Consider the following 26,893-nt stretch of genomic DNA (forward strand, 5'->3'; position numbering starts at 1 on the left):
CGGAAATACCTCCTAAAGCGAATGGAAGAATAAAAGAAATACGGCATATACGGTCCGGCCGGATGCGTCAACGCTGCTGCCGGTATTGCTGAGGCGTCAGGCCGTAATGCTTCTTGAACACTTTGATGAAATAGTTCGGGTTTTGATAACCCAATTCCAGGGCGATCTCGTAAATTTTAGCGGCACTGTTTTTCAACAGGGAGGCAGCCTTCTCCATCTTGACCCGGACGATAAAATCGCTTACATTCTCGCCGGTTTCCGCTTTGTACACTTGCGAAAGATAAACCGGGTGCATGTACAATCGGCCGGCCAAATCCTGCAGCGTAATCGCCTCGCCGAGATTTTTAAGGACCTGCTGCCGGATCTTTTCCACGATGGAATACCGCGTATGCGCCAGCTCCTTCTCCGCGTAATGCCGCAGTTTGCCGAGCGACTCCAGCGCCCAGGCTTGCAATGCGGAAAAGGACCGGCACGGCGCAAGCCCGATCGCATTGGACAGTTCCGGGCCGATAATCTCCGCCAGCTCTTTACCGTACTTATGCGCGATAAAACAGCAGGCCGAATAGATCGTGAAAAAAGCTTCGATTAAATAATCTTTCGATTCGCCGGATTTCGGGCCCAATTCCTCGAAGATCGCCTCATACTTTTCCTCGATGCCCTCCCAATCGCCGACTTCAAACAAATGAACGAGCAGCGGCGGCTCGTATAACCGTTGCAGCGAACGGGTTTGCGACAAGCCCGGTTCCTCGGACGCGAACGCGATCACGTCGCTCTGCCTGCCGATCTGCTTCCGGAACGCCGACAGCGCGCTCTGATAGAGCGGGCTTAACTCTTCGGGAAAAAGCCCCCACTTGCCGATCAGCACCGACACTTTGCCTTGCAAATAATGGTTGACGCTTCGCTGCAGCTGCGCCGCCAATTGTTCGAACCGGCGCCTCAGCGGTTCCGAAAGCGCCTGTCCGCGCTCCGACGTTTCCGCTTCCTTCGCCCCGACCGCAAACACCATAAAACCGTGGACATCCTGGCAGTGCCATAATGGAAAATGGCCGCTAAAAATTTCTTCCGCCATGTTCCCGATCGCGTACTGCAGCAGAGACAGGCTGTAAAAGTCCTGTTCCGGCATCTCCTTCTCCAGCCGGATCAGCATTAACGCGACCGAATCCCCCGGGGCGATGGGAATGTCGAACATCTTTAGCTTTTCCGCGAGCAATTGCGGCGAAATCCGTTTTCCTTGCAGCAGATCGTTCAGCAAATCCGCTTTCAGCTTCGGCAGATGCTCCCGCATCGTGCGCAACGCCCGATGGTAAGCGTCATACGTTTCGACTTCCGCGCGCAGCTTGTCGACGACGCGGGCCACTTTCGCCAAGATCTCTTCGTCGCTGACCGGCTTGAGCAGATAGTCGGATACATGATGCTTAATGGCCTGCTGGGCATAGGCGAAATCCGCGTAACCCGTCAGCAGCAAGCATTTGACGTTCTTCCATCTCGCGCCGATTTCCTCGATCAGCTCCAGCCCGCTCATGCCGGGCATGCGAATATCCGTAACGACAATATCCACCGGCGCATACGCCAAAATATCCAGCGCTTCCAAACCGGAATGCGCCTTGTACACCTTGCCGATCCCGATTTCCGCCCAGGGGATCAGCGTTTCCAGACTTTCCACCACACTGGCTTCGTCGTCTACAAGCAGCATATGAAACAACATTCTCACCCGCATTCGTCGGATTCCCATTTCATCGTCACGCTCAACCCGCCGCTTTCCGAACGGGCCAGCTGCAGTCCGGAACCGCCCTTGTAACGGTGCAGCAGGCGCTGATGCACATTCCAAAGGCCGCAGCCCATCTCGTCGTCCATCGGCAGCGCCAATTGCTGCTGCAGCTTGGCCATGGCCTCGTCGGACATGCCGCCTCCGTTGTCTTCGACCACAATCCGGTGCTCGCCGCCGGACGACCGGCCGGTTATGCGGATAATGCCGTAACGGGCGCTTCTTTCGACGCCGTGGATAACGGCGTTCTCGACAAGAGGCTGAATCGTGAGCCGGGGAATCCGCAGCTTGCGCATCGATTCGGGAATGCCGATTTCAAAATGGAACCGTTCGATCCGCAAATTTTGAATCACCAGGTAGTTCGTCACCAGCTTGATTTCTTCCTCGATCGTCGCCATTTCGCTTTCGACCCGGGTCGCATACCGGTAATATTGGCCCAGGTTCAAGGCCATCGCGGCGACGGCTTCGGTTTCGCCCAGGCTGGCCATATTTTTGATGTAAAAAAGACAGTTGTACAAAAAATGCGGATTGATTTGCGACTGAAGCTGCTTCAGGGTGGCTTCGCGCAGCCGGATTTTTTCTTCGTAAATCGTTTCGATCAATTGCTGGATTTGCTCGGCCATTTCGTTGAACCGCAAAATCAGATACTCGAACTCGTTGTGCACTTTGTTCTGCAGCCGGATCGAATAGTTGCCCGTCTTCAGCCCCTTGACGCCCCGAATCAACTGCTTGATCGGCATTTGCACTTGCCAGTACAGCAGCAGCGCGGCCGAAAGGCTCAGCGCAAGCAGCAAAGCCGCCGAACCGTAAAACAAATTGCGGCTTTTCGTTATCGGGCTCAAAATTTCCTCCAGCGGCTCGTAATCGACCAAATACCAGCCGGGCAAGCTTTTCGACTGCACATAGTTCACGGAGTATTTCTTTTGATGAATTTTGACAATCTCGCTCCCGCTTGGCTCCAGCGATTTCCGGTTCAACAGGGAAACCATCTCGCTGATGATCGCCGAATCCGTATCGCCGCTCACAATCGGCTCCGACTGCGGATGATAGAAAAACGGGTTCGCCTGATCGGTCCGCCTGAATTCCGCCAGCATGTTTTGGATGTTGTCGGCCAAAAACCGGACTTCGACGAGCAGATCCGTCTGCTGCCGGTCCACGTACGTATATCGGGAAAAGTAAGCCTCTTCCCCGCCGCTTTCCGCCGGCACGTAATCCCAGGTTTGGCTTTCCCGCTTCATCAGCTGCCGGATATCCCGGTCGGTGATGGAATAATCCGTCGACACGATTTCCTTCGACTCCGGCGAATAGACGGTCAGCTGATTGACCCAGGTGCTCGTCGCGCTTTGCAAAATGAGCTGTTCTTCAATCTTCGAGCGCTTGCGGATCCGGTCGTACGGCGCGTCCGTTTTCCAGCTTTCCATGTAGTCCCGGATGCCGGGCGAGCGGCTGGCAATGATCGCAAACTTGGACAGCTGGTCGAGATTGGACTCCATTTGGCTCATAAAAAACGAAAGGCGATTCCACGTGGACGATTCGATTCCCGCTTTGACGACGTCGACGCTGACCTGATTGGAATAGCCGTAAAGCGCGAGAATCGGGACGAGCAGCGACGCGATCAGCAACACCATTTTGTGGAAAATGTTGATTTTGACGGGCATCCGGGATCAGCCTTTGACGGCGCCGGCCGCCAGTCCGTTGATAATGAATTTTTGCGCCGCCAGGGCGATCACCAGCACCGGAAGCGTAATGATGCACGCCGCCGCCATCAAACCGCCCCAGTTCACTTCGGAATAGGACAGGAAGTTGAAAATCGCGATCGGAAGCGTTTTCGTCTTCTCGCCGGCCAAAATAATCGAAAACATAAAGTTGTTCCAGGAAAAAATGATCGACATCAAGGAAGCGGTCATCACGCCCGGCCCCGAAATCGGCAGCACGATGCGCAGAAACACTTTCATCTTGCCGCAGCCGTCGATCGCGCCCGCTTCTTCGATTTCGTGCGGCAGCGCTTCGAAATACGAAATCATGATCCAGATGACGAACGGAAGCCCGACCAGCATATGGCTCAGAATCAGCGCGGTATACGTATCGACCAGTCCGAGCGAATTGAAAATGATGAACCACGGAATCAAAAAGGAGATGCCGGGGATGATGCGCGCCGCCAGAATGGTCAGCCCCAGGCCGTTTAGGCGGTAACGCGCAATGCCGTAAGCGGCGGGCAAGCCGAGCAGCAGCGAGGCCAGCGTCGAGCCGATAGCGACGATAAAGCTGTTGATCATGTACTTGAAAAAATGGTACTGGTTGAACACTTCGGCGTAATTTCTTCCTGTCGGGCGGAACCAGAAAAAGTTGCCGGGCGACTGAATCTGCACCTGCGTCTTGAACGAGGCCATCACCATCCAGATAAACGGGAACGAAAACACAAACAGCACCAGCCAGGTCGCCGTATTCGACAACAAACGGGCGAACGCATTCCTTTTCTTCATGAAGACACCTCCGTGTTGCGGCGGACCACGATCAGCGCGAGCGTCAGCCCCATGACCAGCAGGAAAAAGACCACCAGCAGCGAGGACGCGAGTCCAAGCTTGAAATATTGAAAGGCCAGCACGTAACCGTAAATGTTCAGCGTTTCGGAAGCCGTGCCCGGTCCGCCCTGCGTCGTGGCATAGATAATATCGAACGTCTTGATGACGTCGATCAGCCGGAGCATGACGGCGGTCAAAATGGTCGGGCGCAGCAGGGGAAGCGTAATGTACCACAATTTTTGCCGGCGGCTCGCGCCGTCGACATCCGCCGATTCGTACGGCTCTTGCGGAAGCGTCGTCAAGCCGGCCATGACGATGAGGCAGACCATCGGCGTCCATTGCCAGATGTCGATGACCATGAGCGACGGAATCACTTGGCCGATGCTGCCGAGCCAATGGAGCGGCTTCAATCCGATCGCCTGCAGCAACGCGTTGAAAATGCCGTTGGTCGGCTCGTAAATGAGCACCCACACCAATCCCATGGCGACAGGCGTGGCGACCATCGGCAGCAGGAAGATCGTCTTGGCGAGCCCCCTCCCGCGGAATTCGCGGTGCAGGAGCAAAGCGATGGCAACGCCCAGCACGGTTTCCGCCGCCAACGCGCCGAAGGAAAAATAAGCGGTTGCCCCTAATGCATGCCAGAAGCGGCCGTCTTTAAACAGCGCAATGTAGTTGTCCAGGCCGACCCACTTCGGCGGCGAGGCGGCCGACATGCTCCATTCGAAGAAACTTAACCGCAAGGTATACGCGATCGGAAACGCCATCATCACGAGCACAAACAATAGAGCCGGCAGCGTCACGATCCATTTGAACCTTTTTTCCATCCACGAAGCCAACATCGCATTCCCTCTTTCCGTGTTCAAATCGGGAAGGGGGCTTGTTCAGCCCCCCCTTGCGCATCCTTATTTTTCGCCGTCAATGAGAGCTTGGAACGCTTGATTCGCCTTATCCGGCGCTGCCTGAACGTCTTCTCCCAAAATCGCCTGGATGACGATTTCGCCGATGATGTCGCGCGCCTCGCCGACATTGACGACAAGCGGACGGTCGTGACCGACGCCGACCTTCGACGATTCCCGGATGACTTCCACCAGTTCGGCCGGGAAGCCCTTGACGCCCTCGGGATCGTTCCATACCGAGTTGCGCACGCCGGGATTTCCGCCCTGCTGCGTCTTCAGCATGACTTCTTTGCCGGTCGCCCATTTGATAAACGCCCAGACGGCGTCCTTGTTGTCCGATTGCGCATTCATGCCAAGCGCCCATGAGGTGATGCTGTAAGGCTTGGCGCCGGCGCTTCCGGCCGGGAAGCTGGCGAAGCCGACGTTTTCCGCAACGGTCGACTTTTCCGGATCGACCGCGTTTTTGTAAATCGCGCTGGCATCGGTGTAGAACGCGGCTTTCCCTTGCGCGAATACGCCCATCGCTTGCGGCCAGGAGAAGTTCAGCACGCCGGGAGGACCGTAGTCTTTCAGCCACCGGCCGTAGCGCGAGAAGCCTTTGACGGCTTCGGGCGTGTTCACCGTCGCCTTGTCGCCTTGCATAAAGTCGCCGCCTTCCGAGAAGACGAAGGACGAAACCTGCGTAACCAGCACGGCCGTCTGGCCTCTGGCGACAAAGCCGTATACGCCGTTGTCCGGATCGTGCACTTTTTGGATCGCGGCTTCAAGCTCGTCCAGCGTTTTCGGAACTTGCAAGTTCGCCTTCTCCAGCAGGTCTTTGCGGTAGTACAGCACTTCCTGTTCCGAAATAATCGGGATCGACAGCAGCTTGCCGTCCACCGTCGTCGTGTCCAGGGCGGATTTGGAGAAGTCTTCGAAATCGATCTCCGCCTTGTCCTTCTCCACGTAACCGTCCAACGGCTCGTACCACCCGTTCTTGTAAAACTGCCTGCCTTCTTGCAGCGGACGCGTCATGAACACATCCGGATCGGACGCTTTGGTCGTCAGTTGGACCGAAAGCTTCTGCGACAGCTGGTCCTCGGCGAAGCCCTGGATTTCCACTTTCAATCCCGTCTGGGCTTCAAACTCCGGCAACAGTTCCTTAATGGTTTCGGCCCAGGGATGGTTGGCCACATAGAACGTAATCTTTTTCCCTTTGAAAGGCTGGGCGGCTCCTTCGCTCGAAGACGGACTTGCGCCGCTGCCGCCGCCGCTGCCGCATCCGGCCGTAAGCGCAACCGCAAGCAGTGCGGACAAACATGAGCCAAGCCGCTTATTGATCCTTTTCATGCTGCATCCCCCTCAAATCGTTTTTCATAGAAAAATATACCTTTCAATTCCCTGGATCATATAGAGAAAAATTTTAAGATGGATAGAACGTTTTTAATCTGTTTGCGCCCGTCCGGCCGCGAAAGACCAAAAAGGCCGCTTGACCCTTTCGGTCAAACGGCCCTTCTTGCGAAATGAAACGGCTTGTACGAATCCGGTATGGGGTGTCCGCCCGCGTCATTCCGTCATTTTCTTTTTCTCGATCTCTATTTTTTGCATCGTTTGGACCAGGCGCTGCTGCTCTTTGGGATCGACTTCGATGAAGTCGATTCCGTACATGATCTCTTTCATGGTTTCCTCTTTTCGCACGATCTTTCCTTTAAAAGAGAACTCCTCGCCATGAAGCGCGAAATGCAGCTGCACAAAAATCCGCTTGCGAACGGGCAAATCGAATTCGCAGCTCAATTTCACCCCCGTGCGGCTGATGTTCTCGATTTTCCCTTCTCCTTTTCGATTGGTTAACGGCTCCAGCAGCGGATCTCCGAAACCGATAAACGCAAACAGGCATTGTTGATCGGGAAGCTGGATCCGGTACCCGCGCCTTCTTTCCATCTCCGCCAATTTGGCCTGCAAACCGCTAATCGACTCTTTTAATCCGTTGATCTGGTCGTCTTTTTTTCTTAATTGCTTTATATGGAACCAGTACCCGAACAAAAAGACCACCAGCAGCAGCAAAAACATAGACAGAATCATGATCGCCGTTTTCATCTCGCAAGCTTACCCTTTCCTGACATGGTGAAAACCCTCCATCTTTCACTGAAACGAACCAACCATCCGGTTTGATAGTCCTAAAGACATAGTCTATTGAGACTAATTATACGACATTCTTTTTATTTTTTCGACTTTTTTTGCATAAAAAATATTTATAGACTTTAAATCTCAAGTCTGAATATCTTCCGCCTCTTGCGTACAGTTTAAAAGCTAAAGGTACAGTTACCTAGGAGGTGGTAATAATGAGTAATTTGCCAAAGCTTATCGGGGAACGGATTCGAAATTACCGGAAAGAAAAAGGGTGGAGCCAAGAGGAATTAGCCCACATCGCCAATCTCCACGCCACCTATATCGGGCAGTTGGAGCGCGGAGAGAAGAATGCCACTTTGGAAAGCGTGGAAAAAGTGGCGAATGCGTTGGAGATCCCGTTGGAAAACCTTTTTCGGTCGATCCACTCCAACCCGGATTCCCAAGAGTATACGTTGACCCGGATCGTTACCTTTTTACAAACCAAAAGCGTCGAAGATCAAAAAACGTTCCTCAAGCTGCTGGAATTATTGTCGGATTGGAAATCCAAATAACGAACGTTCGGTTAGCAGTTAGAGGCGGAAGCTATACTCCACCTCCCCTGTGATCGCAAATGGCCTTTTCAAGTTCTCGATTCTTTTCAGCCGCATCTTGTCCGTCGTATCGTCTTTCCCGTACATGCTCCAATCGCCGCGCAACGATTTCTTGATCGGAAGTTTCCAAATCGTCTGACGAATGCCTCGCCAAATCTAATATCTTTAGAGTACGGCCGTTTTTGTTTTCTTGCGAAAACCCGGTATCCCCGCAAACGATGCCCCAGAAAGCCTTGCGGCTTCTTGGAGGCATCCCCTTCAACATTCCGTACGACCCTTTATGGATTTCAAACCCCGTCGCATTGGAAATGTGGTTGCGAACGGTTTTCTCACTGATAAACAATTGCTGGGCAATATCGCGAGTTGTTTTGTCCTGCACTAACAGTTCAAAAACTTCGCGTTCCCGATTGGTGAGAAGGAATTTGTTTTTATGGTCGCTGCCTGTCAACGTGTGTCACCCCTCCTTGCCCGGGAATGGAAGTGTTTACAAGGTCCAGGGATACAGTCAACTTTATCATATGAAACCCTACTCTCTGTGGTGCTGCAAACCGGACATTTGGGCGTACTGCCTCTGAGATAAGCTTTGGTCCTGCCACCTTGCAACACAATCCCTGAACGGGAGTTACTGCACAATATATGATTCCGCGGGATGCCGCGCAACTGTACAAACACCTATTTTCGGCGGTAAAACGCGATACGGCCCTCCCGCGTCGGCATCGATCGCGAAAAGGACCGTATGAGGGCTTGTTTTTAGCGGCGCGTATACGTCGGGGCCGTTCTCGCCCGGCCTGTCGTGCCGGTTCCCGCGGGTTCGGGGAAAATGCGTTCGACCAATGCGTTAAATTCGTTGATCATGCCCTGAATCGGATGGCCTTGACGGAAGTCGGCGGCAAGACGCGCCATCCGTTCGTAGAAATCCGGGTTTGCGGACACGTACACATTTTCGGTCGAAGGCGACATGCCTTTGACCAAATCCGCAACCTTGTTTTTGAGCATTTCGGACACTTCGACGCTGGTTCCGCCGTACGCCGTCCCCGTTTGGCCGCCGACGCCGTCATAACCCGACCGGCCCGGCGCCGCGGCGCGCGGCGTTACGCTGAACGGATTGCCGGAGCCGATGCCGCGGCCGGCCAAAGGCGCACCTAAGCCATTGACGCGATTGCTGCGATAATGAGAGCGGACGTTCGTCTTCGTGCTTTGCTTGGTGCCGTTGGGCTCTTCCGTGATAGCGACATAAGCGTTCCGGTCCGTCAGCAGGACATAAGCCGACTTGATTTCCGGAAGCGCGGCCAGCTTGCGGGAGATTTCTTGGCTTACTTCCATCTTCGTGTTGCCGTGAAGACCGACAACGTTATTGTTCAGCCGCTGGGTACCGCGGACGCGGTTCATTTCGTTCGCTTGGTCGTTGGCAAACCGGTTGTCGCCGAGACTTCTCATCTTATGGCCGAAATTGTTGGGACGAATGTTTTTGTTGCCCAGATCGCCCTGATTGGTACAGGCGGACAACGCCAACGCGGCCGATAACACGAGAGTCGCGGAAGCCAATCCCTTACGCATCGAACTCCTCCTTATGGTCTGATTCGGCTTCTTCCGCCGCATTATAGGTTGACCCCGGAGAAGATCGAATATGCCTGAGCGGGCCGCTTGACAACGGAACACTTTACACCTAGTATGGAAGAAAGCGAAAATTAGTACCTGGTTCTATAACCAGATATCAAAACCTTACGGAGGTCGATTTTATGGTTCCCCGCATCGGACCCGAAGCCTTTTACTCGCAAGCCGAAATTACGGCCATAGGCAGCTATGTACCGGACAATCGGTTAACCAATGACGATTTGTCCGCCATGGTGGAAACAAGCGACGAATGGATCGTCCGGCGCACCGGCATCCATGAGCGAAGAATCGCGGGACCGCGCGAATTTTCCAGCCATCTGGCCATCCAGGCGGTTCGGAACCTGATCGACCGTTATGGACGGAATCCGGCGGATATCGATGCCGTTATCGTGGCTACGACGACGCCCGACCACTTTTTCCCGTCCGTCGCTTCAAGGGTGCAGCAGGCGTTCGGAATCGAATCGGCGCTCGCCTTCGACCTGAACGCGGCATGCGCGGGGTTCGTATCCGCGCTTCAAACGGCCAACGGGCTTATTCTTACCGGAGCCTACCGTAAAATTCTTGTGGTCGGAACGGAAACATTATCCAAAATCACCAATTACACCGATCGTTCGACCTGCATTTTGTTCGGCGACGGGGCGGGCGCCGTTCTTCTGGAGCGAACGGAACACGGCGCTTTCCTGGCCTCGCACGCGGTGACTGAAGGAGAAGGAGGGATTCAGGTTTATGCGGCCGGCCTCTCCGCCGAGCTGGACGGACAGCCGCTTGACGGAGACGGCAAAATCGTGCAGAACGGACGGGAAGTGTACAAATGGGCGGTATCGACCATCCCGGAGGGAATGAAGCGTCTGCTGGAAAAAGCGGGAATGACCGCCGCCGATCTGGACTGGTTCGTTCCGCACAGCGCCAATCTCCGCATGATCGAGGCCATTTGCGAGCGGCTCGGCTTTCCGTTCGAGCGTTCGCTGCACAGCGCCGGTCCCTACGGCAACACTTCGGCCGCTTCCATTCCGCTTGCGCTTGATCTTGCCGTTTCGGAAGGCAAGCTGAAAAAAGGCCATCGGCTGGCGCTGTACGGATTCGGCTCCGGCCTGACGCAGGCGGGGCTGCTGCTGGAATGGAGGTTGGACGGTTAGCCGTCCTGCCGGCGTTGTCGGCTGGCCGGCCGTTCTCCTGCGCGGCGGCATCCGGAAAGGCCGCGCTCACGCTTTCCGGCTGGCCCCGCGCTTGCGCGCCCGCTTCGGCAGCTTTCCGCTCCGCCGGTTCATCCGCTTCGCACGCCGCTTGCCCCGCTTCGTCCGCCGCGGCCTTTTCCTGCGGCCCTTTGGCCGTTTGTTCGGCGGCTTCGGTTCGTCCATCGGCAAGCCAAGCGGGATCAGCGCCAGCTTCTCGTTGGGAATCGCGCGCACGTCTTCGAAGCGGAACCCGCCCTCGATCAGCGCCCGCGGGGAAGGAAAGGGACGCTTCCGGCCTTTTTCCAGCAGGTAGACCGTCGGTCCGATGCCGCGCACCAGGCCCGACAACGGCTCCTCCGGCATCGGCAGGACGGCGCGCAGCGCGTCCAGCCGTTCGCGAAACGCCTCGACGCCGTATACGCGCTGCGCCATCCGCATGCTGCGACGGCCGACTTCAAGCCGAAGCGCTTCGCTCGCGAGCAATTCGGCCGTGGCTTTCGTCAGGCCGGCGATATCGCCCGGGGCAACCAAATAATCCTGATTGCCGGTCGCCCGCATCAGTTCCGTCAATCCTCCCGAGGCAAAGGCGACAACCGGCTTGCCGAAGAGCATCCCTTCCAGCGCCGGCATCCCGAACCCCGCCTCGGCAAGACTCGGCACCACGACCAGATCCAGCGCCGGGTATAGCGATTCGATTTGTTCGGTATAGCGCACCCAGGCGAACCGGTGAGCAAGCCCCGCCCCTCTCGCCAGCTCCAGGCACGACCGGACATACGCATCGTCGTCCGCCGCGCCGCCCGCAATCAGCAGCCTGAGCTCCGGATCTTGAAGGGCAAGGGGAATCATGGCCTGAACGAATTCCTTCAGCCCCTTCTGCGGATGCAGCATCGAGGCGACAAAACCGGCGACCCGATGATGCTCTGCCCACCCGTTGCTTCTGCGCAATCTGGACCGGGAGGACAACCAATTGGCCGGCTCCAAATCGTCCGGGCTTCGAAACGGAGGCAGCACGATCGCCTTCTTCAAGCCCGACTCCGGCCCGAACGGGGCCAGCGTCGCCAGGGAAATGCCGACGATCGCGTCGCTGTACGCACTGATGACGGCTGCGGCCTTCGGTCTTTCCGGGCCGTCTCTGCCGGAGTCGGCTTCGATCGTCTCCATAAGCGCCCAGATCACGGGGATCCCCAGCGCTTTGGCCGCCATCGCGGGGAGCGGATGCACGCAGGTATTCACCCAGACATAAGCGGGACGCTCCCGCTGCAGCAGCTCGATCAGCCGGTCCCATACCGGGTGGCGGCGCATGGCCTCCAATTCCCGTTCAAGGCGCGTTTCCCCGTTCTTCATGGCGAAGCAGAGCGGAATCCCCAGCACCGCCGTCCGCAACCCGACGTCTCTCGCTTGCCGCGAAATGGCTCCTTCTTTAGGCACGACAAGCGCGCATTCGAACAGGCGCTGCAATTCCTTGGCGAAAACAAGCAGCAGCTTCTCCGCACCCGTCGCGTGAACCTCGTTGGACAAGTGGGAAAAAATCAGCAGCTTCGGACGCTTGGACGTTACCGGCATCCCGTTTTCCCTCCCTCCGGCGCGATTGTTCCATCAGCGGGAAAGCCGCGAGCAGCCCGTGTTCATGGGGCCAGGGCGGCATCCAGCAGCTGCGTCAGCCGGTTCGCATACGTATGGTCCCGCATCGTCCGCTGCAAGGCCCGCAAAGCGATCCTTCTCCGTTCTTCCTCATGGTTTAAGTAATACTCCACCTTGGCCGCCAGATCTTCAGGCGAATCGTAGGTCACGATCTCTTCCCCCGGGGCGTAAAACAGCGGCAGATCGCTTCTGGGGTCCACAATCTGCAGCGTTCCGCAAGCGGCAATCTCGAACACCCGCGGATTCGGCGATTGAGCGGCTATGTTCGCTCCGTTGCGGTTGTACGAATCGTTTTGATAATCCCGGTGAACGTTAATCACGACGCTATGCGCATGGTAATATTCGGACGTCTCGACCGGCGCCATCCATCGGCCGAGCTGAATGCGTTTTTTCCATCGCTTGAAATCGGGCAGCCGGTCCCACCACAAGCCGGACACAAGAAAAGAACGATGCTCGATGAGGGGCAGCAGCCGGGAAAACAGGCGGACCCGGTTCCAATACGCGGAGCCGATGAAGCAAACGTCGCTTCGCCGGACCTGCTTGGGTCTGCGCGGGCGGTAGAAATCCGGAAACACGCCCAGCGGGAGATAATGGACATGCGGACATCCTAACCGCTCGTAAAACGGAACGCAGTTTTTTTCCAATGTAAACACATAATCGTAATGAACGGCAAGCAGGCTTGTAATGTCCGTGTAGTACGGATCGTCCGTAAACCAGACCGCGGTCCGGATGCCGCTCATGCGGATCGCTTCCGCCTGCTCCGGCGGAAATTCCATGCCTTCGAGCACGAGCACGAGATCGGGACGTTCGGCACGGGCGATCCGGGCGACGTCGTCTTTGGGCGAGACGGCGATGACCCGCTCCGCCAGCCCGCCCAGCGTAATCCGGATGCCTTCGTCCAAAGGGCTGTACGGAAAGCCTTTGCCCGAAGCGACAAACAGCACCGAAATCGGACGCCGTTCGAAAGACCGCAGCGATTTTTGAAGAACAGCCTCGCAAACGCCCTGCCAATGCCCGTGCCGAAAACCCGCCGCCATGCCGTCGCTCCGGCCTCTCCTGTAGGGCAAGCTCCAATTTGCGGGTCGTCCGGGCTTGCCCGGACGCGACTTTTTGTGGCGGGTACCTGCCAAATCCGTCCCTCCTCGCGTGCGCCTTGTTCTCCAGATTCAATATATATATGCGTCAGGCATTTGTCGGACATGGATAGATGCCCGTCCGCGCGCGCTCATTCTCGAAGGTTAGGAACGAGAACGCCAAAAAACCGTCCTGCCCCGAGAAAAAGGGGGGACGGTCCATCCCATAAGACAATGCCGCTAAATCTCCAGGTTCTTTCCTTCCTCCAGTCCTTGGGCATAGCCGGAGTTATAGCCGATGTCATACGCATCGTCGAAGCCTTTGCGGTACGTTCCCCGCGCGGGGACGCCGCGCCGTCCGGCCCGTTTGCGCGCTGTGCGTTGGCCGCGTAAGGGGCGCGCCCGTTTCCGCTTGGCCGCTTTCGGCGGACGCCCGCGCCGCGTTCCGTTTCCAGCCGCCGGCGCCCGCCGGCTCTTGCGGCGCTTCGGCTTTGGCGCAAGCGCCATCGTTCGCGATTCGGGTTTCAGCAGCCTCACTCCTCGCCGTTTTAAACCTGCTGCTCGTAAGCCAACTGATGTCCGTCCTCAAACCCTTGGGCAAAGCCGGCTTTGTAGCCGGCATTGTAAGCTTGTTGCGGCCCGGAATAGGCCGGCGGCATGGCCGGTCTCGCCGGTTTCCGTCTGCGGCGCCCGGCCTGCGGCTTGACGCCGTTCGAACGCCGCGAAGCCCTCCGCCTCTTCGCGGGAAAGCCTCCGGCCCGATGCCGACGTCCGGCGCGCTTCTTTCCGCCTGCCAAGCGGCGTCCGGATCGCCTCATCATACGCGCATCCCTCCCGCCTTCGGGTTGGCTGTCCGGTTCGGGCGCAGCTTCTTCGCCGATAGCCAAGGAGCCGCCGCCGTTCCTTGTTTCGGCGGCCGCCAGGTGCCGCCCGTTGCCGTTCCGAGCAGCGCTCTCTGCATATTGGAGAGGACCCGTACATGTTCGCGGATCGCCGCGGCGGTTCCGGCATCGGCTTCGGTTACGTCCGCCACGCTTTCCAACATTCTGGCCAGCGCCTCCTGGCTGCGGGCGATGGAAGCCAGAAGGGACAGCTTGATTTCCCATTCAAGCGCAAGCCGGCTCATCCGTCCGAATCCCCCAGATCGAATCCTTCCATCATGGACGAAACGCCGCTATCGCTTCCCTCAGGATCAAGAATCGCCTTCATGTTGCGGTTCAGCCCGTTGCACAGCTTGGTCAGGCTGTCGATCAGATCCACGTTTTGCTTGTGAAACCGGATGGATGCGGAAAGCTGATCCAATTGGACGGGATACGCATCCGGCGTCGCATGGTTCAACAACCAATTTCGCACCTTTTCCGCTTCCGCCGCCTTTGCCTCCAGAATCATCGCCACGTTCCACTGCAACTTGGCCAGCGCATCCAACGCCACCAAATACGCGTCCTCGCGCGACATTGTGCCGTCCTCCTCCCTTCGGCGCCCAAATTCCGCAGGCCGGTTATCCCCGGTTCCGATTTTTATTCTTCATCCGTCGTTCCGGCTGCCTTGACGAGCTGGGTCAAGCTGTCGGCCATCGCCTCCTGAAATTCGGCGATCGAGTTGACGTAGGCGATGACGCTTTTGGTCACCTGCGACGAACTTTCAAGAAGTCCGTCCAGGCCGTTCAATTGAGGATGTTCATCCGGCAGCGCCTGGACCAATTGCGCCATACGGACCGCCACATGCCGCTTGGCATCCAATATTCTGGCCATGTGTTGATGGGAATGGGACAAATGGACAACGATTTCCGTCAAAAGTTCCTGCATGCGATTTTTGCCACCGTCCTTTGCTGGCGAACTGCCGTATCTCTACAGCATATGCCTTTCGGCCCCCCTTGCCACATCCGGCATCGCGGCGGGTAAAAGCGGCGCGGACGCGGCATCGGGCGGGAGCCGCTCCGCTCCCGGCTTGTCCGAAGGCGCCGCCGGGGAAGGCGAAACGAGGCACCCCCGCATCGGCCTTCGCACCCCGCGGTCCGCCTCCCCGCAACCGCCCGTAATCGTCACAGCCGCTGGCGCAGCACGGGGGGCGCCACAATCGGCAAGCCTTCCGCAAACGCGGCTACGTCTTCGGGCTGGAGCACGTCGGTTCTTTTCAAATGAAAATGCCACATGCGCATCGCGGCTTCGCTGGCAATTCGCCGTATGCATCCGCCCTCCCGGTGATATTTCGTGCCGTCCGGCAGCATGACGATCCCGGTTTGCTCTCCCTGCCACCGTCTTGCCGCTTCCTCCGCGCCGATCGGAGCCGCGGTCGGCCAACGCTTCAAATCCACTTGCGAAACGCGGGTAACCGGGAACAGAGGTTGGCCTTCGACGGGATGACGCTTGCCGTCCTCGATCCAGTATACGCCCGCGCCAATGCCCTGAACGGCGATCCGGTCGGGGTACAGCGCCGTCATGCCGGGAAGCTGCTTCTGCGCCTGGCCCGCCGCCTCGGCCTTTTGCAGAACCCGATGGATCCATTCGTACGGGTTTTGCCATTTGTCCGCGAAATAAAGCTTGTTGCGGTCGTTGACCTGTGCAAACCGGTCTCCCAGCGCCCGTATGCTCACGCTTCCGAAGTGATGGATAAACGTATCTTTCGCGATGACCAGACTGCGTCCGAGCAAACGGACGCGGATGTTGTAATCGTCATCTTCGAAATTCCCCAGCTCGAAGCCCTCGTCGAAATAACCGATCCGCTCGAACAGTTCCCGGCGAAACAGCAGGCAAAAGCCGACAAGCCGGTCCGTGCGCCGCCAGCGGGATGAATCCGAACGGTTGAATTTGGCCGCGAACCGGGGCATTTGCCGCACGTTGTCGTAGGGCACGGGAATCTGCTGCTCGCCGCTCGCGTAATTGGTGACCGGCCCGACCATGCCGATGCGCTCGTCGCTGTTCAAGCACGCCAGCATGTTGTCCAGCCACCGTTCGGTAACGACCGTATCGTTGTTCAGCAGCACGATATGGCTCCCTTTGGCCATCATCAAGCCGACGTTAACCGCGCCGGCGAAGCCGCGGTTCGCGTCCAGCATCCGGCTGCGGACCTGGCCTCCGAACGTGCGCAAATAGGCTGCGGTGCCGTCTGTAGAGGCGTTGTCCACGACGATGATTTCATAAGGCGAATGCGTATGTTCCATAATGCTGGCGATGCAGAGCTTGAGCTTGCCGAGCTGGTTGTACGTCGGAATGATGATGCTGGTCCCCTCGAATCCGCTGCCGAAGCTTTGCATCCCGAACTGCACGCCTTCCTCGTAACCGGCCCGGAAGCCTTCGTCGTAGCGCTGGCCGGCGTTCGGATGCGGACTTCCGCGCAAACGGCTGCTCCGCTTGGGCCGCCGGACGGGACCGGTACGGGGCGGACGGCGTTCGGACCGGCCGCGGGTTTGCTTTCTTGCCGCACTCATGCTGCTCACCTCTTCTGTCCGTGATGAAAGCCGAAGCGATCAACGCCGGATCTCGGGACCTTCCCGCAATCCGGCCATCCGATCGGCCAGATGGCCGAAATCGACCGCGACCTTGCCGGTTGTCTCCGCCAGGCGGACGCAAATGGGAACCGCGGCGATGCCCGCGGCGACAAGCGCCAAGTCGAACGGACAGCCGGCCGCTTCCCGGGCGGCTCTTTCCCAGTCGTTCATTCCGCCTACGGGACCGACGGCGGCCGTTACCTGCACCCCTTGTTTCCGGAGCGCCCGCGCAAGCGGCTCGGCCGCGTTGCCGACGGCCAGAATGCGGCGTCCGCTCATCAGCTTCGGCCAATACCCTTCCTCGTCCAGCGAGTAGTTGATCGTGGAGGACGTAAGACGGACGCTGTCCGGACGGATGCCGTGCGCCTGCCACACCTTGAACAGGAGCGGCTGAAACAGCGGTTTGCGGGACAGCGGAACCCCGACGACGGACGCGCGCCTTACGGCCTCCGCCAACACGTCGCGCGCTTGCGGATCGGGCACGTTTACGCCCGCATAGGACAGAAACGGTCCCAGCCTGGCGACTTCTTCGGCGGGCATCACCGTCTCCTGGGCCATCGCGAGCAGTTCCCCGTCCCCAAGCCGCACAAGCGAGTAGGGAATCCCTCCGGTCAGCGCCCGTTCCAGCTCCTCATAAACGAAGGCGGGGCCGAGCAGCGGCAGCCCTTGCGGCCGAAGCGCCGCGATGCCGGCCGCGATCACGCTTTCCACGGTCACGTTCGGGAAGACGGCGTCGGCCGGCAGCCTTGCTTCCAGAATCCCTTCTCCGCCGTCGTAATAGCCTTGAAGATAGCCTTTTCCGTACGCCTTTTCCCATTGCCGCCCCGTTGCGGAATTTCTCGGATTGGACGAATCGCCGTTCGCCTTCCGTTTGCCTTTCGGAGACGTGCGAAGCTTGCCGCGTCCGAATCGTCCCGGTTTCCGGCTTCCGGACGCCAAGCGCCGGACGAGCCCCCTCGCGAACGCCCTTCCCTTCGCTTCAGGCCGCGCAAGACCCGGCCCGGCCGGCCGGCGATGCCGCCGTTTCGCTTTCCGGCTCCTCCGGACCGCCGGAACCGCTCCCGGTCCTGCTTCGGCCCGGGCGTTCAAGGAAGCGCTCCTTTCAACCTTTTGCCAGCCTCCTCCAGCGATTCGAACGTTCCGGCATCCGTCCACCATCCGTCCACCACCCGGTAATGCAGCCGGCTTGCCCGCGCATATTCGTTGTTCACGTCGGTAATTTCCAATTCACCCCGCCGCGACGGGCGTATCCGTTCGACGATTTCGAACACGTCGGACGAATAAAAATACAGGCCGGTCACGCAATAGGGGGATTGCGGGATTTCCGGTTTTTCTTCGATATAAAGAATTTTGCCCGTCTCTTCTTCCAGCAGCGGGACGCCGTAGCGCCGGGGATCGCCCACTTTTTTCAGGAGCACCATCGCCCCTTCGCGCTGCTTCTCGTAAGCCTCCACAAAAGGAACCAGCGATTGTTCGAACAGATTGTCTCCAAGCAGCACCGCAAACTTTTCGCCAGGCCCGATCACCGGCCGCGCCAATTCGAGCGCCTGCGCGATTCCGCCCGCTTCCTCCTGAACCCGGTACAAAATCGATACGCCCCAATCTCTCCCGCTGCCCAGCACGTCCGCAAATCCCCCAAGCGAAGACCGCCCCGTCACGATGACGATATCGCGGATGCCGGCGTGGCGCAGTTTGGCCACTCCATGGCAAATCATCGGATACGTCCCTACGGGAAGCAAGTGCTTGTTGGTCCAATAGGTCAGCGGCTTCAGCCTCGATCCCGTACCGCCGGCCAGTATGACTGCTTTCAACGGACACCCTCCTCGTTAATGGCTGACACTTTGCGTTTTATAGGAAATCGTGCGGATCAACCTGCCATTTCTCCATGAACAGCCGACGGTTCCGTTCCACCAGTTGCTGCATGGCGGCGGTTCCGTACTGTTTGAAGCTCGCGCTGCCTTCGTGGTGAATCAGGCAGTCCCGGCACATCAGCAGCCCGAACCCATGGCGCCTTGCCCGCAGGCAGTAGTCGTCATCCTCGAAATGTCCGGGAGAAAACCGTTCGTCCAGCTCACCGATCCGCTCCATGAGTTCTCTCCGGAACGCAAGGCAGAAGCCGACGAGCCGGTCGACCCTCTCCCATTTGCCGGGATCGGAGACGTTCGCTTTCGCCGCGACTTGCTGAAATTGCTCAAGATCGGAATAAGGATAACGAACCTGCTGTCTCCCGCTGGCGTAATTGGCGACCGGACCGACCATCCCGATCTCGGGCGAGCTGTGCAGCGCTGCCGACAGGTTGTCGAGCCAGCGGGCGGATACGACCGTATCATTGTTGAGCAGCACCAGCGTATCCCCTGACGCAAGGCGAAGGCCTTTGTTGCATGCAGCCGGAAACCCCTCGTTTGCCGCCAGCGACACCACAGCCAGCTTCTCGTCACGGCACCAGCTAACCGTTCCGTCGCGGGAGCCGTTGTCGACCACGATAATTTCGTAGGGAACGGCCGTATGCTTGCGGATCGAATCGACGCATCCCCGCAGCAGGTCGAGCCGGTCGCATGTCGGAATGATGATGGATGCTCGCACGTTAGGCCGTCCCTCCCGCCGCATTGCGATTGCGGATGCCGTCCGGGAAATGAAGCCGGGCTCCCCGAAGCGACATCGCTTCCTGCCAGGCTTCCGCAAGATCGCCGGCGGCAAGCCGAATTTCTTCCCGCCCCGGCAGGCCCTTCGCCGCTAACGCCGGTCTCCAATGAACCGATACCGCCGTGCCGACGGCCAGCCCCTTCAAGAGGGCTTTCGCATGCGCTTTGGCGGGAACGGACAGCTCGGCCGCTCCGATCGTCTTCAGCGCCCGGCGGGACAAAGCGAACGGCAGCGACGCCAACGTATTCATGCGCAGGTCGGGTCTGTTCAGCGTCGTATTCAGAAATTCGTGAAACCGGTCCAGTTCGTTTCTCCGCCGAAACGTGCCCAGAAAGGGGGAGCGGTCGTTCAGCGCCACATCCAGTCGCCCGTCGGCCGCCCACAGCAGCCGGGCCAGCTTATCGGCCGAAACCGGCTGCAGGCCGTCGACGGCCAGCACGATATCCGCGCCGGCAAGCTTCGCGCCCAATGCCCGTCCGATATCGGGATGAACGTCTTCGGGCAGATGGACTACGGTTGCGCGAGAATGGCTTCTGGCCGTTTGCAGGAGCGGCTCCGATGCGTTTCCGAGCACGATGACGATCTCGTCGAGAGGCAGCCTATCGAGCTGCTTCAGGACGGACGCAAGCGCGTCTCCGTTCTCTTCGGCGTAGACAACCGCCGCCGCGCTGCCGTTAAGCGGAATCGGAACGCAAGGGGACACAATCCCGGCACCCGCCCCAAATCCTTCGGCATAAGCGCGCGCTCTCGTCCAGGCCGTCTTGGCGTCGCGAACCGCCAACCCGGGTTGCTGCCGCGTCCTTTGTTGCCATTGCCGCCGCATATAGGCCCGCATCTCGTCCGCATTGCCGGACGGATGCTCCGCGCGCCAGACCGTTCCGTCATGCCGGCCCGCCCGCCAAAGCTGCGCCGGAAGCGCCGGGCTTGAACGCCGATTGCGAAATTCCGCGGGCCGGGTTGAATTCCGCCCGCTTCGTATTGCGGTTCGGTTGGCGGAGCGGCCTGCGAACCGGCTGCGGGTTCGCCCTGCGGGACGGCCGACGGTCCGGACGGCACGAACGCCGGACCGTTTGGCGCCTCGCTTGCCCGGAGATGCGGTCCGTTTATGGGCGCCGGACGTCCCGATTTTGGCCGGCGGACGCCGCCGCTGTCCGCCAACTTCCTTTGCCCGTTTGAGTCCGATTTTTCCTGTTGGCTTCAGCCCGGCATTCTTCAATTTATCTCACCATCCATCGCTTACGGTCGGCATCCTCGTAACCGCCGCGGACGCCGGTCTTTTCAAGCAGCCAATGAACAGCTTCCAGATGGTCGCCGACAATGAGGGGCTCCAAGGAGTTTTTTTGCTCCCTCCTTGTGCGCGGCGGATTCAATCGGCCGACGCCTACATGCTGCACGCGCTGCACGTTCAACCGGGCATGCACGGCCATCGTATGCGCGAGCGGCGGCACGGCCAACGCGGCGGCGCCGATCGTCTCCAGCGCCCGGCGGCTGATCGCGTGGGGCACGGCCGTCATCGAAGCGCCCCGCAGATCCTCCCGGCCAAGCAGCGCATTCAGCGCATGCTTTGCCAGCACGACCCGATGCACGATATGCCTGTCGGTCGGGCCCGAATAATCGTTCAGCGCCACGTCGACCCCCTTCTCCACCGCTTCGACGAACGGCCGCAGCAGCCTCGAGGGAATGATCATGTCCGCGTCGATGAACAACAAAATTCGTCCCCGCGCTTCCCTCGCGCCTACCGCGCGTCCGACATCGTGGCCAAGCGGACGGTCGAAGGCCAGCACATTTGCCCCGCAATCGCGCGCGATTCGCAGCGAACCGTCGGTCGAACCGTTGACGACTGCGATCACCTCCGTACGGGGATGAACGCGGAACGCTTCCCGAATGACGGAAGCCAGTGTGCGCCGCTCATTCATGACGGGGATGACGACCGAAACTTCCGGCGGATCCGAGCGATCGGGTCCCGGGCCGGACGGCCGCACGGGGAAAACGCCAACGGCCGCTCTTTTCCGTACTGGCCCGCGCCCCAGGCGGTTTTTGCCCGTTTTTCTCCTCAATCCACATCACCCCCAGGACGGACAACGGTGTGCACATGACATTGTATGTGCAACGTGTCCATCCGCAACGGCATCTGTACAGTGGCGGCGGGACGAGTATACGTACTTTGCGAACAATCGTCCGATTTGGCCCGGCCGTTGCCGTCCCTTGGCACATGCCGCCTTTTTGCCGTACTTGGCCTTTCCCTGCCTGCCGCCTGCGCAACGAAAGGGTTCGCGATCTTCCCCCTCTCCGCCTGTCGCCTATGTACACCGGATTTTCTCCTGGCTTGTCCGGCCGTTCGAACCAAAAAACGCGACCGCTCCCTATAACGAACGGCAAGTCGGCACATTCGAGCGGAACTCCCAAAGCGAACGGGCTTCAACGCGCGGATGGCCCGTCGTTTCAAACCGCACGGCAACGCGGGGTTCACCCGATTCAAGGCGGGTTCGATCGGTTGCCGGAAAAGGCAAATGCTGACGGTTCAGAAGCCGTCCCGAACATGTCCTTCAAATAACGGAAACCGAATCGGGGATGTCAGCCGCAAAAAAACGGTTCAACAGAGTCGCTCTGTCAAACCGTTTTGATGTTATTTCGAGCCTACGGCGATCCACTGAATCCAGCCTTGCGGTTCGGGTCCCAAACGGGTTCGCATAATCTCCAGAACAGCTTCGCCTGGCTGCTTGCTCTTTAAAATACAGGCGCAGGAGGGGTGATCCGAAAGGGCGACGACAACGTATGAGGTATCCGCAAACGGCTCGCTGAATTTCAAGATGACGTCTATGCTTTCGGCAGGACCGGAGAAATGGTACGGCTCGTTGCCGAACAATAGGGATACGTTGGAAGACGCTGCCGCTACCGGGAAAAAAGCCAGTTGTGCGCCGCCTATGCTCCCCGCCGCCAGCTTCGCACCGTCCACGCTCCCGTCCGCCAATTTCGCTCCGGTTACGCTGCCATCCGCCAGCTTTTCGCCGGTTACACTGCCGTCGGCCAACTTCTCGCCGGATACGCTGCCGTCGGCCAATACCGGCGGATCACCGCTGCGAGCCGCATTCGAAACGGCCTTTTGCAAATCGCCCAGCAGATCAGTCAACTCGCCGGACAACTTGTCGGACGTTACGCTGCCGTCGGCCAGGTTCGATCCCAGGACCGCCTTCTCCGCAAGATGGCCGCTCACGATGGAACCCGGAACGATATGCAAGGACGTGACGCTGTGCAGGCCAAGCTTCTCCGAATGGACGGAACCGTCCTGCAATTGAACGGTGCCTACGCTGCCTTCGGCCAGTTGTTTCGTCCCCACCGCACCGTCTGCCAGGTGGACCGACCGGACCGCACCGTCCGCCAAGTGGACCGTCCCGACCGAGCCTGCGGCCAGTTGGTTTGCGCCCACGCTGCCTGCGGCCAACTTGTCGGAAGTGACAGCCCCGTTCGCCAGCCGATCCGTGCCGATGCTGCCGGCCGCCAGCTTTTCCGGGGAAATGCTTCCATCCGGAAACGCCGCCGGATCGACCGGCTGCACGGCGATGTCGAGCACCTCGCGCAGCTCCGTTGACAACCGGCTGTACGTGACGCTGCCTTCGGCCAATTGTTTCGTCCCCACCGCACCGTCTGCCAGGTGGACCGACCGGACCGTACCGTCCGCCAAGTGGACCGTCCCGACCGAGCCTGCGGCCAGTTGGTTTGCGCCCACGCTGCCTGCGGCCAGCTTGTCGGAAGTGACGGCCCCGTTCGCCAGCCGATCCGTGCCGATGCTGCCGGTCGCCAGCTTTTCCGGGGAAATGCTTCCATCCGGAAACGCCGCCGGGTCGACCGGCTGCACGGCGATGTCGAGCACCTCGCGCAGCTCCGTTGACAACCGGCTATATGTGACGCTGCCTTCGGCCAGTTGATTCGTCCCCACCGCACCGTCTGCCAGGTGGACCGACCGGACCGCCCCGTCCGCCAAGTGGACCGTCCCGACCGAGCCTGCGGCCAGTTGGTTTGCGCCCACGCTGCCTGCGGCCAGCTTGTCGGAAGTGACGGCCCCGTTCGCCAGCCGATCCGTGCCGATGCCGCCTACCGCAACTTTAGCTTCGGTTACCGTCCCGTCGGCCAAATGAGAGGTCTGAATCGATTTGGGAATCACATGCGACGAGCCGACGCTCCGGGCTGCCAGCTTTTCCGCGTCCACCGAGCCGGCGGCAAGCTGCAAGGCTCCCACGCTCGCCTTGCCAAGCTTCTCCGACGTTACCGATTCGTTCGCCAGATGATTCGTCTCCACGCTTTGCAAAGCGAGTTTGGACGAGGTGACGCTGGCGTCGGCGAGCCTGTCTTCGGTAATCGGCTTTCCGGCCATCGCGAGGTAATCCAGCAATTGAACCGACAGCTTGCGGGTGGTTACGCTCCCGTCCGCGAGCTTTTGCTCCGAAACCGCTCCGACGGACAACTTGGACTCCGTGACGGAGCCGTCGGCTAGCTTCCACTCCGAAACCGCCCCGTCCGCCAGCTTATCCCTTGTCACAGCACCGCTTGCAATCTTGCCCGTCGTCACGCTGCTTGCGGCCAGCTTATCGGCCGATACCGCATCGTTTGCCAGCTTTTCCCCGGTTACGCTCGAAGCCGCCAATTTGCCATCGGTGACCGATTCGTCCCGCAAATGCACGTTCGTGACCGATCCGGGCTCCAGCCGCTCCGAGTCGATGCGCTGTTCGGCCAGCTTAACGAAATGAAGCATATCCGGCGCCAGGTGCGGCAAGGAGACGGCTCCCCTTTGCAAATGGTAGCCCTGCACCGAGTCCGGTTTCAAATTTTTGCTTCCTACGCTTTCGACCAACAATTGCTCGGCGCCGACGCTCCCCGGAGCCATCTTGGCTAACGTTACGCTCCCGTCCGCCAGCTTTTTCTCCGTGACGGAAGCGTCCGCCAGCGCCCTCTCGCCGACGCTGCTTCCCGCCAGATGGCTGGCCCTTACCGCGCCCGCCCGAAGATGCTCTCTGCCGATAACTTCAGGCTGAAGCTGGGCAGAACCGACCGAACGCTCCGCCAAATGCGCGTTTTCCACGCTTCCCGGCTGGAGCTGCCGGCTGCCCACGCTTTTTTCGGCCAGCTTGACAGTCGTGACCGCCATATCGGCGAGCTTGTCGGTCGACACGCACTCCGGCGACAGCTTCAGCGAAGTGATCAGATGGTCGGACAAATGATGCGAAAAAACGGACCGCACGCCCAGTTGGCGTTCCCCGACCGCCCCCGGGGCGATGATCTCGGTCGTGACCGATTCCGGCCGCAGCGCGGCCGTTCCGACCGACTGATCGGCCAGATGGCCCGATTCGATCGATTGGGCCCGCAGATGCCGGCCTTCGATCGCCAGCTCGGCGATCGCTTCGCCGGTAACCGACGCTTCCGCAAAGTGATGCGGCCTCAATTGCCCCGGACCCAGCTTTTCAAAGGTTACGCTTCCGTCGCCCAGGTGCTCCGCGCGAACCGCGCCGGCCGCCAGATGCGGGGAGCCGATGGCCCCTTTGGCCACATGCGCCGCCTTGACCGATCCCTTCGCTAGCTGAGCGTCGCCGATCGCCCCTTCCGCAATATGCTTGCGCTCAACGGCTTCGGAAGCGATCTGGGCAGAACCGATAATTTCCTCCTGCAGATGTTCCCGCCTGACCGAATGATTGGCCAGGTGGCGGCCATCCACGGCGCCGTCGGTCAAATGGCGGCGCTCCACCGCGAAATCCGCCAAATGGTCCGCCCCCACGCCGCCTTTGGCCAGGTGGCGGGAAAGCACCGCCTCGTCGGCGATTTTGCCCGATGTCACGCTTTGATCGGCGATTTTCGTCGACGTGACCGCGTGGTCGACCAGTTTCGCGGTCGCGACCGATTGCTCCGCAAGCTTCGGGGCCGTAATGGCTCCGTTCGCGATATGCTGGCTCTCAACGGCTTCTTGCGCGAGATGGACGCCTTGAACGGAACTGCTTTGCAGATGTCCCGACTCGATCGTTTGCAAAGCCAGTTTGCTTCCGGTGACCGATCGCTCGGCGAGTTCGTCCGTATCGACGGAGCCTTTGGCGAGATGCTCGGACGATACCGCTTTCGGAGCCAAATGCTTTCCCTGCACCGTCCCCGGAGCCACGTGATCGGCAAGAATGAGTCCGGGCTTCAAATGGCGGGATTCGATCGCTTCCCGGGCCACCTTGCTCGAGACAACCGCTTCGTCCCGCAGCTTGGCGGAAGTGACGGCCCCTTCCGCGAGCTTGGCGGTGTCGATCAGCTCATTGGACAAATTCTCCCTGCGGATCGCTCCGCTGCGGATTTTTTCGGCGGTCACCGACTGGTCCTTGAGCAATTCCGTCGTAATGATGGCATGGCTCAGATGCTTCGATTGAATGGAGCCTTCGGCAATTTTGTCCGCGCTGATCGTACGGTCCGCAAGCTTCTCCGAGGTGACGCTGCCGTCCCGCAGCTTCTCGCTCGTGATGGAACGGTCCCGAATTTTCTGGCCGGAAATCGAGTTTTTGGTCAGATGCTCGCCTGTGATCGATTCGGGAGCATACTTGGAAGAGGTGATCGAACCGTCGGCCAGCTTGATCGCCGTCACCGCGAAGTCCGCCAGCGCCTCGGTCGTCACCGACTCGGCCGCCAGATGGGACGGACGGACCGCGTACGGGGCGAGCTTGTCGCCGGTCACCGCCGCTTCCGCCAGATCGTCGGTATACACGATCGGCTCCGGTTGCGGCGTTCTCCTCTCGGCCAGTTTCTTGTGACGCCGGTCGCGAGATTTGCTTTCCTCCGTTTCGTCCTCCTCCTGCAGCTCGCCCGAATCGGATTCTTCCTGATCCGCGGCGGGAGGGGAAGTCCCGTTTTGCAACAAGTCGGCGAGCGCCTGCGTCGCCTCGTCCTGCTGCCGCTCCGCGTAAGAGACGACGGTGACGATTTCCTCCGCCTGATCGGAGATCTGCGGTTCTTCGGCAAGCTGCTGCAGCACCGCGGGCAACTCCGGTCTCGCCGCCGCTTCCGGCTGCTTCGGGTTCTCGGAAGCATCCGGCTCAAGGTCTTCCTTCGCCGCTTCCCTAGCCGTCTGCCCCGCCGCCTTGGCCTGCTCCTTGCGGGGAGGCTCCGCGACGGCGGCAGATTCGTGAACCGCCACTGGCTTGTCGCTCTCTTTTTTTATCTCATCCAGCCATTGAAGCTCGGATTGGTTCGGATTGTCGACGAAATAGAGCGGTCGGCGCGTTCTGGGCGTTTTTTTCCCTTTGCTTTTTTTCATATTCCTCTCCTTCCCAACGGGCAATCTAACGTATCATATGCATTCACCCATGGGCACGTCACGAAGAATGAACTTGCAAACACATCCATTTACTTTTTTCAA

General features: G+C 59.3%; 23 protein-coding genes and 1 pseudogene. 2 read left to right on the plus strand and 22 right to left on the minus strand.

The genetic code is table 11. The features are described 5' to 3' along the window. Positions 1–67 precede the first annotated feature (67 nt). From F560_RS0103360 to F560_RS0103385, 6 genes are all read right to left on the minus strand, one after another. Positions 68–1,717 carry a response regulator transcription factor gene (locus F560_RS0103360; RefSeq protein WP_019004296.1) on the minus strand — a complete coding sequence of 550 codons (1,650 nt, stop codon included), beginning with the start codon at positions 1,715–1,717 and terminating at the stop codon, positions 68–70. Continuing rightward, positions 1,708–3,423, minus strand: a complete 1,716-nt coding sequence (locus tag F560_RS0103365) for a sensor histidine kinase (RefSeq protein ID WP_019004297.1) — start codon at positions 3,421–3,423, stop codon at positions 1,708–1,710. Before F560_RS0103365 ends, F560_RS0103360 begins: the two co-directional genes overlap by 10 nt. Before the next feature lie 6 nt (positions 3,424–3,429). Next, on the minus strand, positions 3,430–4,248 hold the full coding sequence (locus tag F560_RS0103370) for a carbohydrate ABC transporter permease (RefSeq protein WP_019004298.1): 819 nt from the start codon (positions 4,246–4,248) through the stop codon (positions 3,430–3,432). Next, positions 4,245–5,126 carry a carbohydrate ABC transporter permease gene (locus F560_RS0103375; RefSeq protein ID WP_019004299.1) on the minus strand — a complete coding sequence of 294 codons (882 nt, stop codon included), beginning with the start codon at positions 5,124–5,126 and terminating at the stop codon, positions 4,245–4,247. The genes F560_RS0103370 and F560_RS0103375 overlap by 4 nt, the downstream gene beginning before the upstream one ends. A 63-nt stretch (positions 5,127–5,189) precedes the next feature. Beyond that, positions 5,190–6,512 carry an ABC transporter substrate-binding protein gene (locus F560_RS0103380; RefSeq protein ID WP_019004300.1) on the minus strand — a complete coding sequence of 441 codons (1,323 nt, stop codon included), beginning with the start codon at positions 6,510–6,512 and terminating at the stop codon, positions 5,190–5,192. A 216-nt stretch (positions 6,513–6,728) separates the two neighbouring features. Continuing rightward, positions 6,729–7,259 (minus strand): PilZ domain-containing protein, encoded by a 531-nt coding sequence (locus F560_RS0103385; RefSeq protein WP_019004301.1) that lies wholly within the window; start codon positions 7,257–7,259, stop codon positions 6,729–6,731. A 245-nt stretch (positions 7,260–7,504) separates the two neighbouring features. Between F560_RS0103385 and F560_RS0103390 the strand changes: the two genes are divergently transcribed. Beyond that, positions 7,505–7,843, plus strand: a complete 339-nt coding sequence (locus F560_RS0103390; RefSeq protein WP_019004302.1) for a helix-turn-helix domain-containing protein — start codon at positions 7,505–7,507, stop codon at positions 7,841–7,843. A 337-nt stretch (positions 7,844–8,180) separates the two neighbouring features. Here F560_RS0103390 and F560_RS22350 read toward each other — a convergent pair. Both F560_RS22350 and F560_RS24445 read right to left on the minus strand, forming a co-directional pair. After that, positions 8,181–8,330, minus strand: a pseudogene (locus tag F560_RS22350) (LuxR C-terminal-related transcriptional regulator); the annotation flags it as partial. A gap of 302 nt (positions 8,331–8,632) precedes the next feature. Continuing rightward, complete coding sequence (locus F560_RS24445) at positions 8,633–9,439, minus strand: YhcN/YlaJ family sporulation lipoprotein (RefSeq protein WP_019004304.1); 807 nt, start codon at positions 9,437–9,439, stop codon at positions 8,633–8,635. A 182-nt stretch (positions 9,440–9,621) separates the two neighbouring features. On the opposite strand from F560_RS24445, the gene F560_RS0103405 reads away from it, so the two are divergent. Beyond that, entirely contained in the window at positions 9,622–10,632 is a 1,011-nt protein-coding gene (locus F560_RS0103405) for a ketoacyl-ACP synthase III (RefSeq protein ID WP_019004305.1), read from the plus strand. A 66-nt stretch (positions 10,633–10,698) separates the two neighbouring features. On the opposite strand, the gene F560_RS0103410 is transcribed toward F560_RS0103405, so the two are convergent. The 14 genes from F560_RS0103410 to F560_RS24455 form a co-directional block, all read right to left on the minus strand. Then, complete coding sequence (locus tag F560_RS0103410) at positions 10,699–12,234, minus strand: glycosyltransferase family 4 protein (RefSeq protein ID WP_019004306.1); 1,536 nt, start codon at positions 12,232–12,234, stop codon at positions 10,699–10,701. Between the two features lie 62 nt (positions 12,235–12,296). Continuing rightward, entirely contained in the window at positions 12,297–13,442 is a 1,146-nt protein-coding gene (locus tag F560_RS22360; RefSeq protein ID WP_245554800.1) for a CgeB family protein, read from the minus strand. 183 nt (positions 13,443–13,625) lie between these two features. Further along, positions 13,626–13,922, minus strand: a complete 297-nt coding sequence (locus F560_RS22365; protein ID WP_156828874.1) for a FliH/SctL family protein — start codon at positions 13,920–13,922, stop codon at positions 13,626–13,628. Positions 13,923–13,933: 11 nt separating this feature from the next. Then, a complete protein-coding gene (locus tag F560_RS22370; RefSeq protein WP_019004309.1) occupies positions 13,934–14,206 on the minus strand; it encodes a hypothetical protein in 273 nt (90 codons plus the stop codon). Then, positions 14,203–14,511: a tautomerase family protein gene (locus tag F560_RS0103430; RefSeq protein ID WP_019004310.1), complete on the minus strand. Its 309-nt coding sequence runs from the start codon at positions 14,509–14,511 to the stop codon at positions 14,203–14,205. The genes F560_RS22370 and F560_RS0103430 overlap by 4 nt, the downstream gene beginning before the upstream one ends. After that, a complete protein-coding gene (locus F560_RS0103435; protein WP_019004311.1) occupies positions 14,508–14,840 on the minus strand; it encodes an alpha-helical endospore appendage domain-containing protein in 333 nt (110 codons plus the stop codon). Before F560_RS0103435 ends, F560_RS0103430 begins: the two co-directional genes overlap by 4 nt. Before the next feature lie 62 nt (positions 14,841–14,902). Then, on the minus strand, positions 14,903–15,190 hold the full coding sequence (locus F560_RS0103440) for a hypothetical protein (RefSeq protein ID WP_019004312.1): 288 nt from the start codon (positions 15,188–15,190) through the stop codon (positions 14,903–14,905). A gap of 236 nt (positions 15,191–15,426) precedes the next feature. Then, positions 15,427–16,812, minus strand: a complete 1,386-nt coding sequence (locus F560_RS0103450; RefSeq protein ID WP_019004314.1) for a glycosyltransferase family 2 protein — start codon at positions 16,810–16,812, stop codon at positions 15,427–15,429. 39 nt (positions 16,813–16,851) lie between these two features. Beyond that, complete coding sequence (locus F560_RS22375; RefSeq protein WP_211214102.1) at positions 16,852–17,811, minus strand: GT-D fold domain-containing protein; 960 nt, start codon at positions 17,809–17,811, stop codon at positions 16,852–16,854. A 146-nt stretch (positions 17,812–17,957) separates the two neighbouring features. Further along, positions 17,958–18,683, minus strand: a complete 726-nt coding sequence (locus F560_RS0103460) for a sugar phosphate nucleotidyltransferase (RefSeq protein ID WP_019004316.1) — start codon at positions 18,681–18,683, stop codon at positions 17,958–17,960. Between the two features lie 37 nt (positions 18,684–18,720). Beyond that, positions 18,721–19,455, minus strand: a complete 735-nt coding sequence (locus F560_RS0103465; protein ID WP_019004317.1) for a glycosyltransferase family 2 protein — start codon at positions 19,453–19,455, stop codon at positions 18,721–18,723. Position 19,456: 1 nt separating this feature from the next. Next, positions 19,457–20,296 carry a glycosyltransferase family protein gene (locus tag F560_RS24450; protein ID WP_156828875.1) on the minus strand — a complete coding sequence of 280 codons (840 nt, stop codon included), beginning with the start codon at positions 20,294–20,296 and terminating at the stop codon, positions 19,457–19,459. A gap of 436 nt (positions 20,297–20,732) precedes the next feature. Next, the gene (locus F560_RS0103475) at positions 20,733–21,572 is read right to left on the minus strand and encodes a glycosyltransferase family 2 protein (protein WP_019004319.1); all 840 of its coding nucleotides are present in this window, start codon (positions 21,570–21,572) and stop codon (positions 20,733–20,735) included. Between the two features lie 569 nt (positions 21,573–22,141). Further along, a complete protein-coding gene (locus F560_RS24455; RefSeq protein WP_019004320.1) occupies positions 22,142–26,791 on the minus strand; it encodes a WIAG-tail domain in 4,650 nt (1,549 codons plus the stop codon). Between the last annotated feature and the right edge of the window lie 102 nt (positions 26,792–26,893).

Origin of the sequence: Cohnella laeviribosi DSM 21336, from assembly GCF_000378425.1 — a bacterium.
In the GTDB taxonomy this organism is placed as follows: domain Bacteria; phylum Bacillota; class Bacilli; order Paenibacillales; family Paenibacillaceae; genus Cohnella; species Cohnella laeviribosi.

Coding starts and splice junctions, on each gene's coding strand:
- F560_RS0103360 (WP_019004296.1), bottom strand. CDS start 1,717: ATGCGGGTGAGAATGTTGTTTCATATGCTGCTTGTAGACGACGAAGCC.
- F560_RS0103365 (WP_019004297.1), bottom strand. CDS start 3,423: ATGCCCGTCAAAATCAACATTTTCCACAAAATGGTGTTGCTGATCGCG.
- F560_RS0103370 (WP_019004298.1), bottom strand. CDS start 4,248: ATGAAGAAAAGGAATGCGTTCGCCCGTTTGTTGTCGAATACGGCGACC.
- F560_RS0103375 (WP_019004299.1), bottom strand. CDS start 5,126: ATGTTGGCTTCGTGGATGGAAAAAAGGTTCAAATGGATCGTGACGCTG.
- F560_RS0103380 (WP_019004300.1), bottom strand. CDS start 6,512: ATGAAAAGGATCAATAAGCGGCTTGGCTCATGTTTGTCCGCACTGCTT.
- F560_RS0103385 (WP_019004301.1), bottom strand. CDS start 7,259: ATGAAAACGGCGATCATGATTCTGTCTATGTTTTTGCTGCTGCTGGTG.
- F560_RS0103390 (WP_019004302.1), top strand. CDS start 7,505: ATGAGTAATTTGCCAAAGCTTATCGGGGAACGGATTCGAAATTACCGG.
- F560_RS24445 (WP_019004304.1), bottom strand. CDS start 9,439: ATGCGTAAGGGATTGGCTTCCGCGACTCTCGTGTTATCGGCCGCGTTG.
- F560_RS0103405 (WP_019004305.1), top strand. CDS start 9,622: ATGGTTCCCCGCATCGGACCCGAAGCCTTTTACTCGCAAGCCGAAATT.
- F560_RS0103410 (WP_019004306.1), bottom strand. CDS start 12,234: ATGCCGGTAACGTCCAAGCGTCCGAAGCTGCTGATTTTTTCCCACTTG.
- F560_RS22370 (WP_019004309.1), bottom strand. CDS start 14,206: ATGATGAGGCGATCCGGACGCCGCTTGGCAGGCGGAAAGAAGCGCGCC.
- F560_RS0103430 (WP_019004310.1), bottom strand. CDS start 14,511: ATGAGCCGGCTTGCGCTTGAATGGGAAATCAAGCTGTCCCTTCTGGCT.
- F560_RS0103435 (WP_019004311.1), bottom strand. CDS start 14,840: ATGTCGCGCGAGGACGCGTATTTGGTGGCGTTGGATGCGCTGGCCAAG.
- F560_RS0103440 (WP_019004312.1), bottom strand. CDS start 15,190: ATGCAGGAACTTTTGACGGAAATCGTTGTCCATTTGTCCCATTCCCAT.
- F560_RS0103450 (WP_019004314.1), bottom strand. CDS start 16,812: ATGAGTGCGGCAAGAAAGCAAACCCGCGGCCGGTCCGAACGCCGTCCG.
- F560_RS24455 (WP_019004320.1), bottom strand. CDS start 26,791: ATGAAAAAAAGCAAAGGGAAAAAAACGCCCAGAACGCGCCGACCGCTC.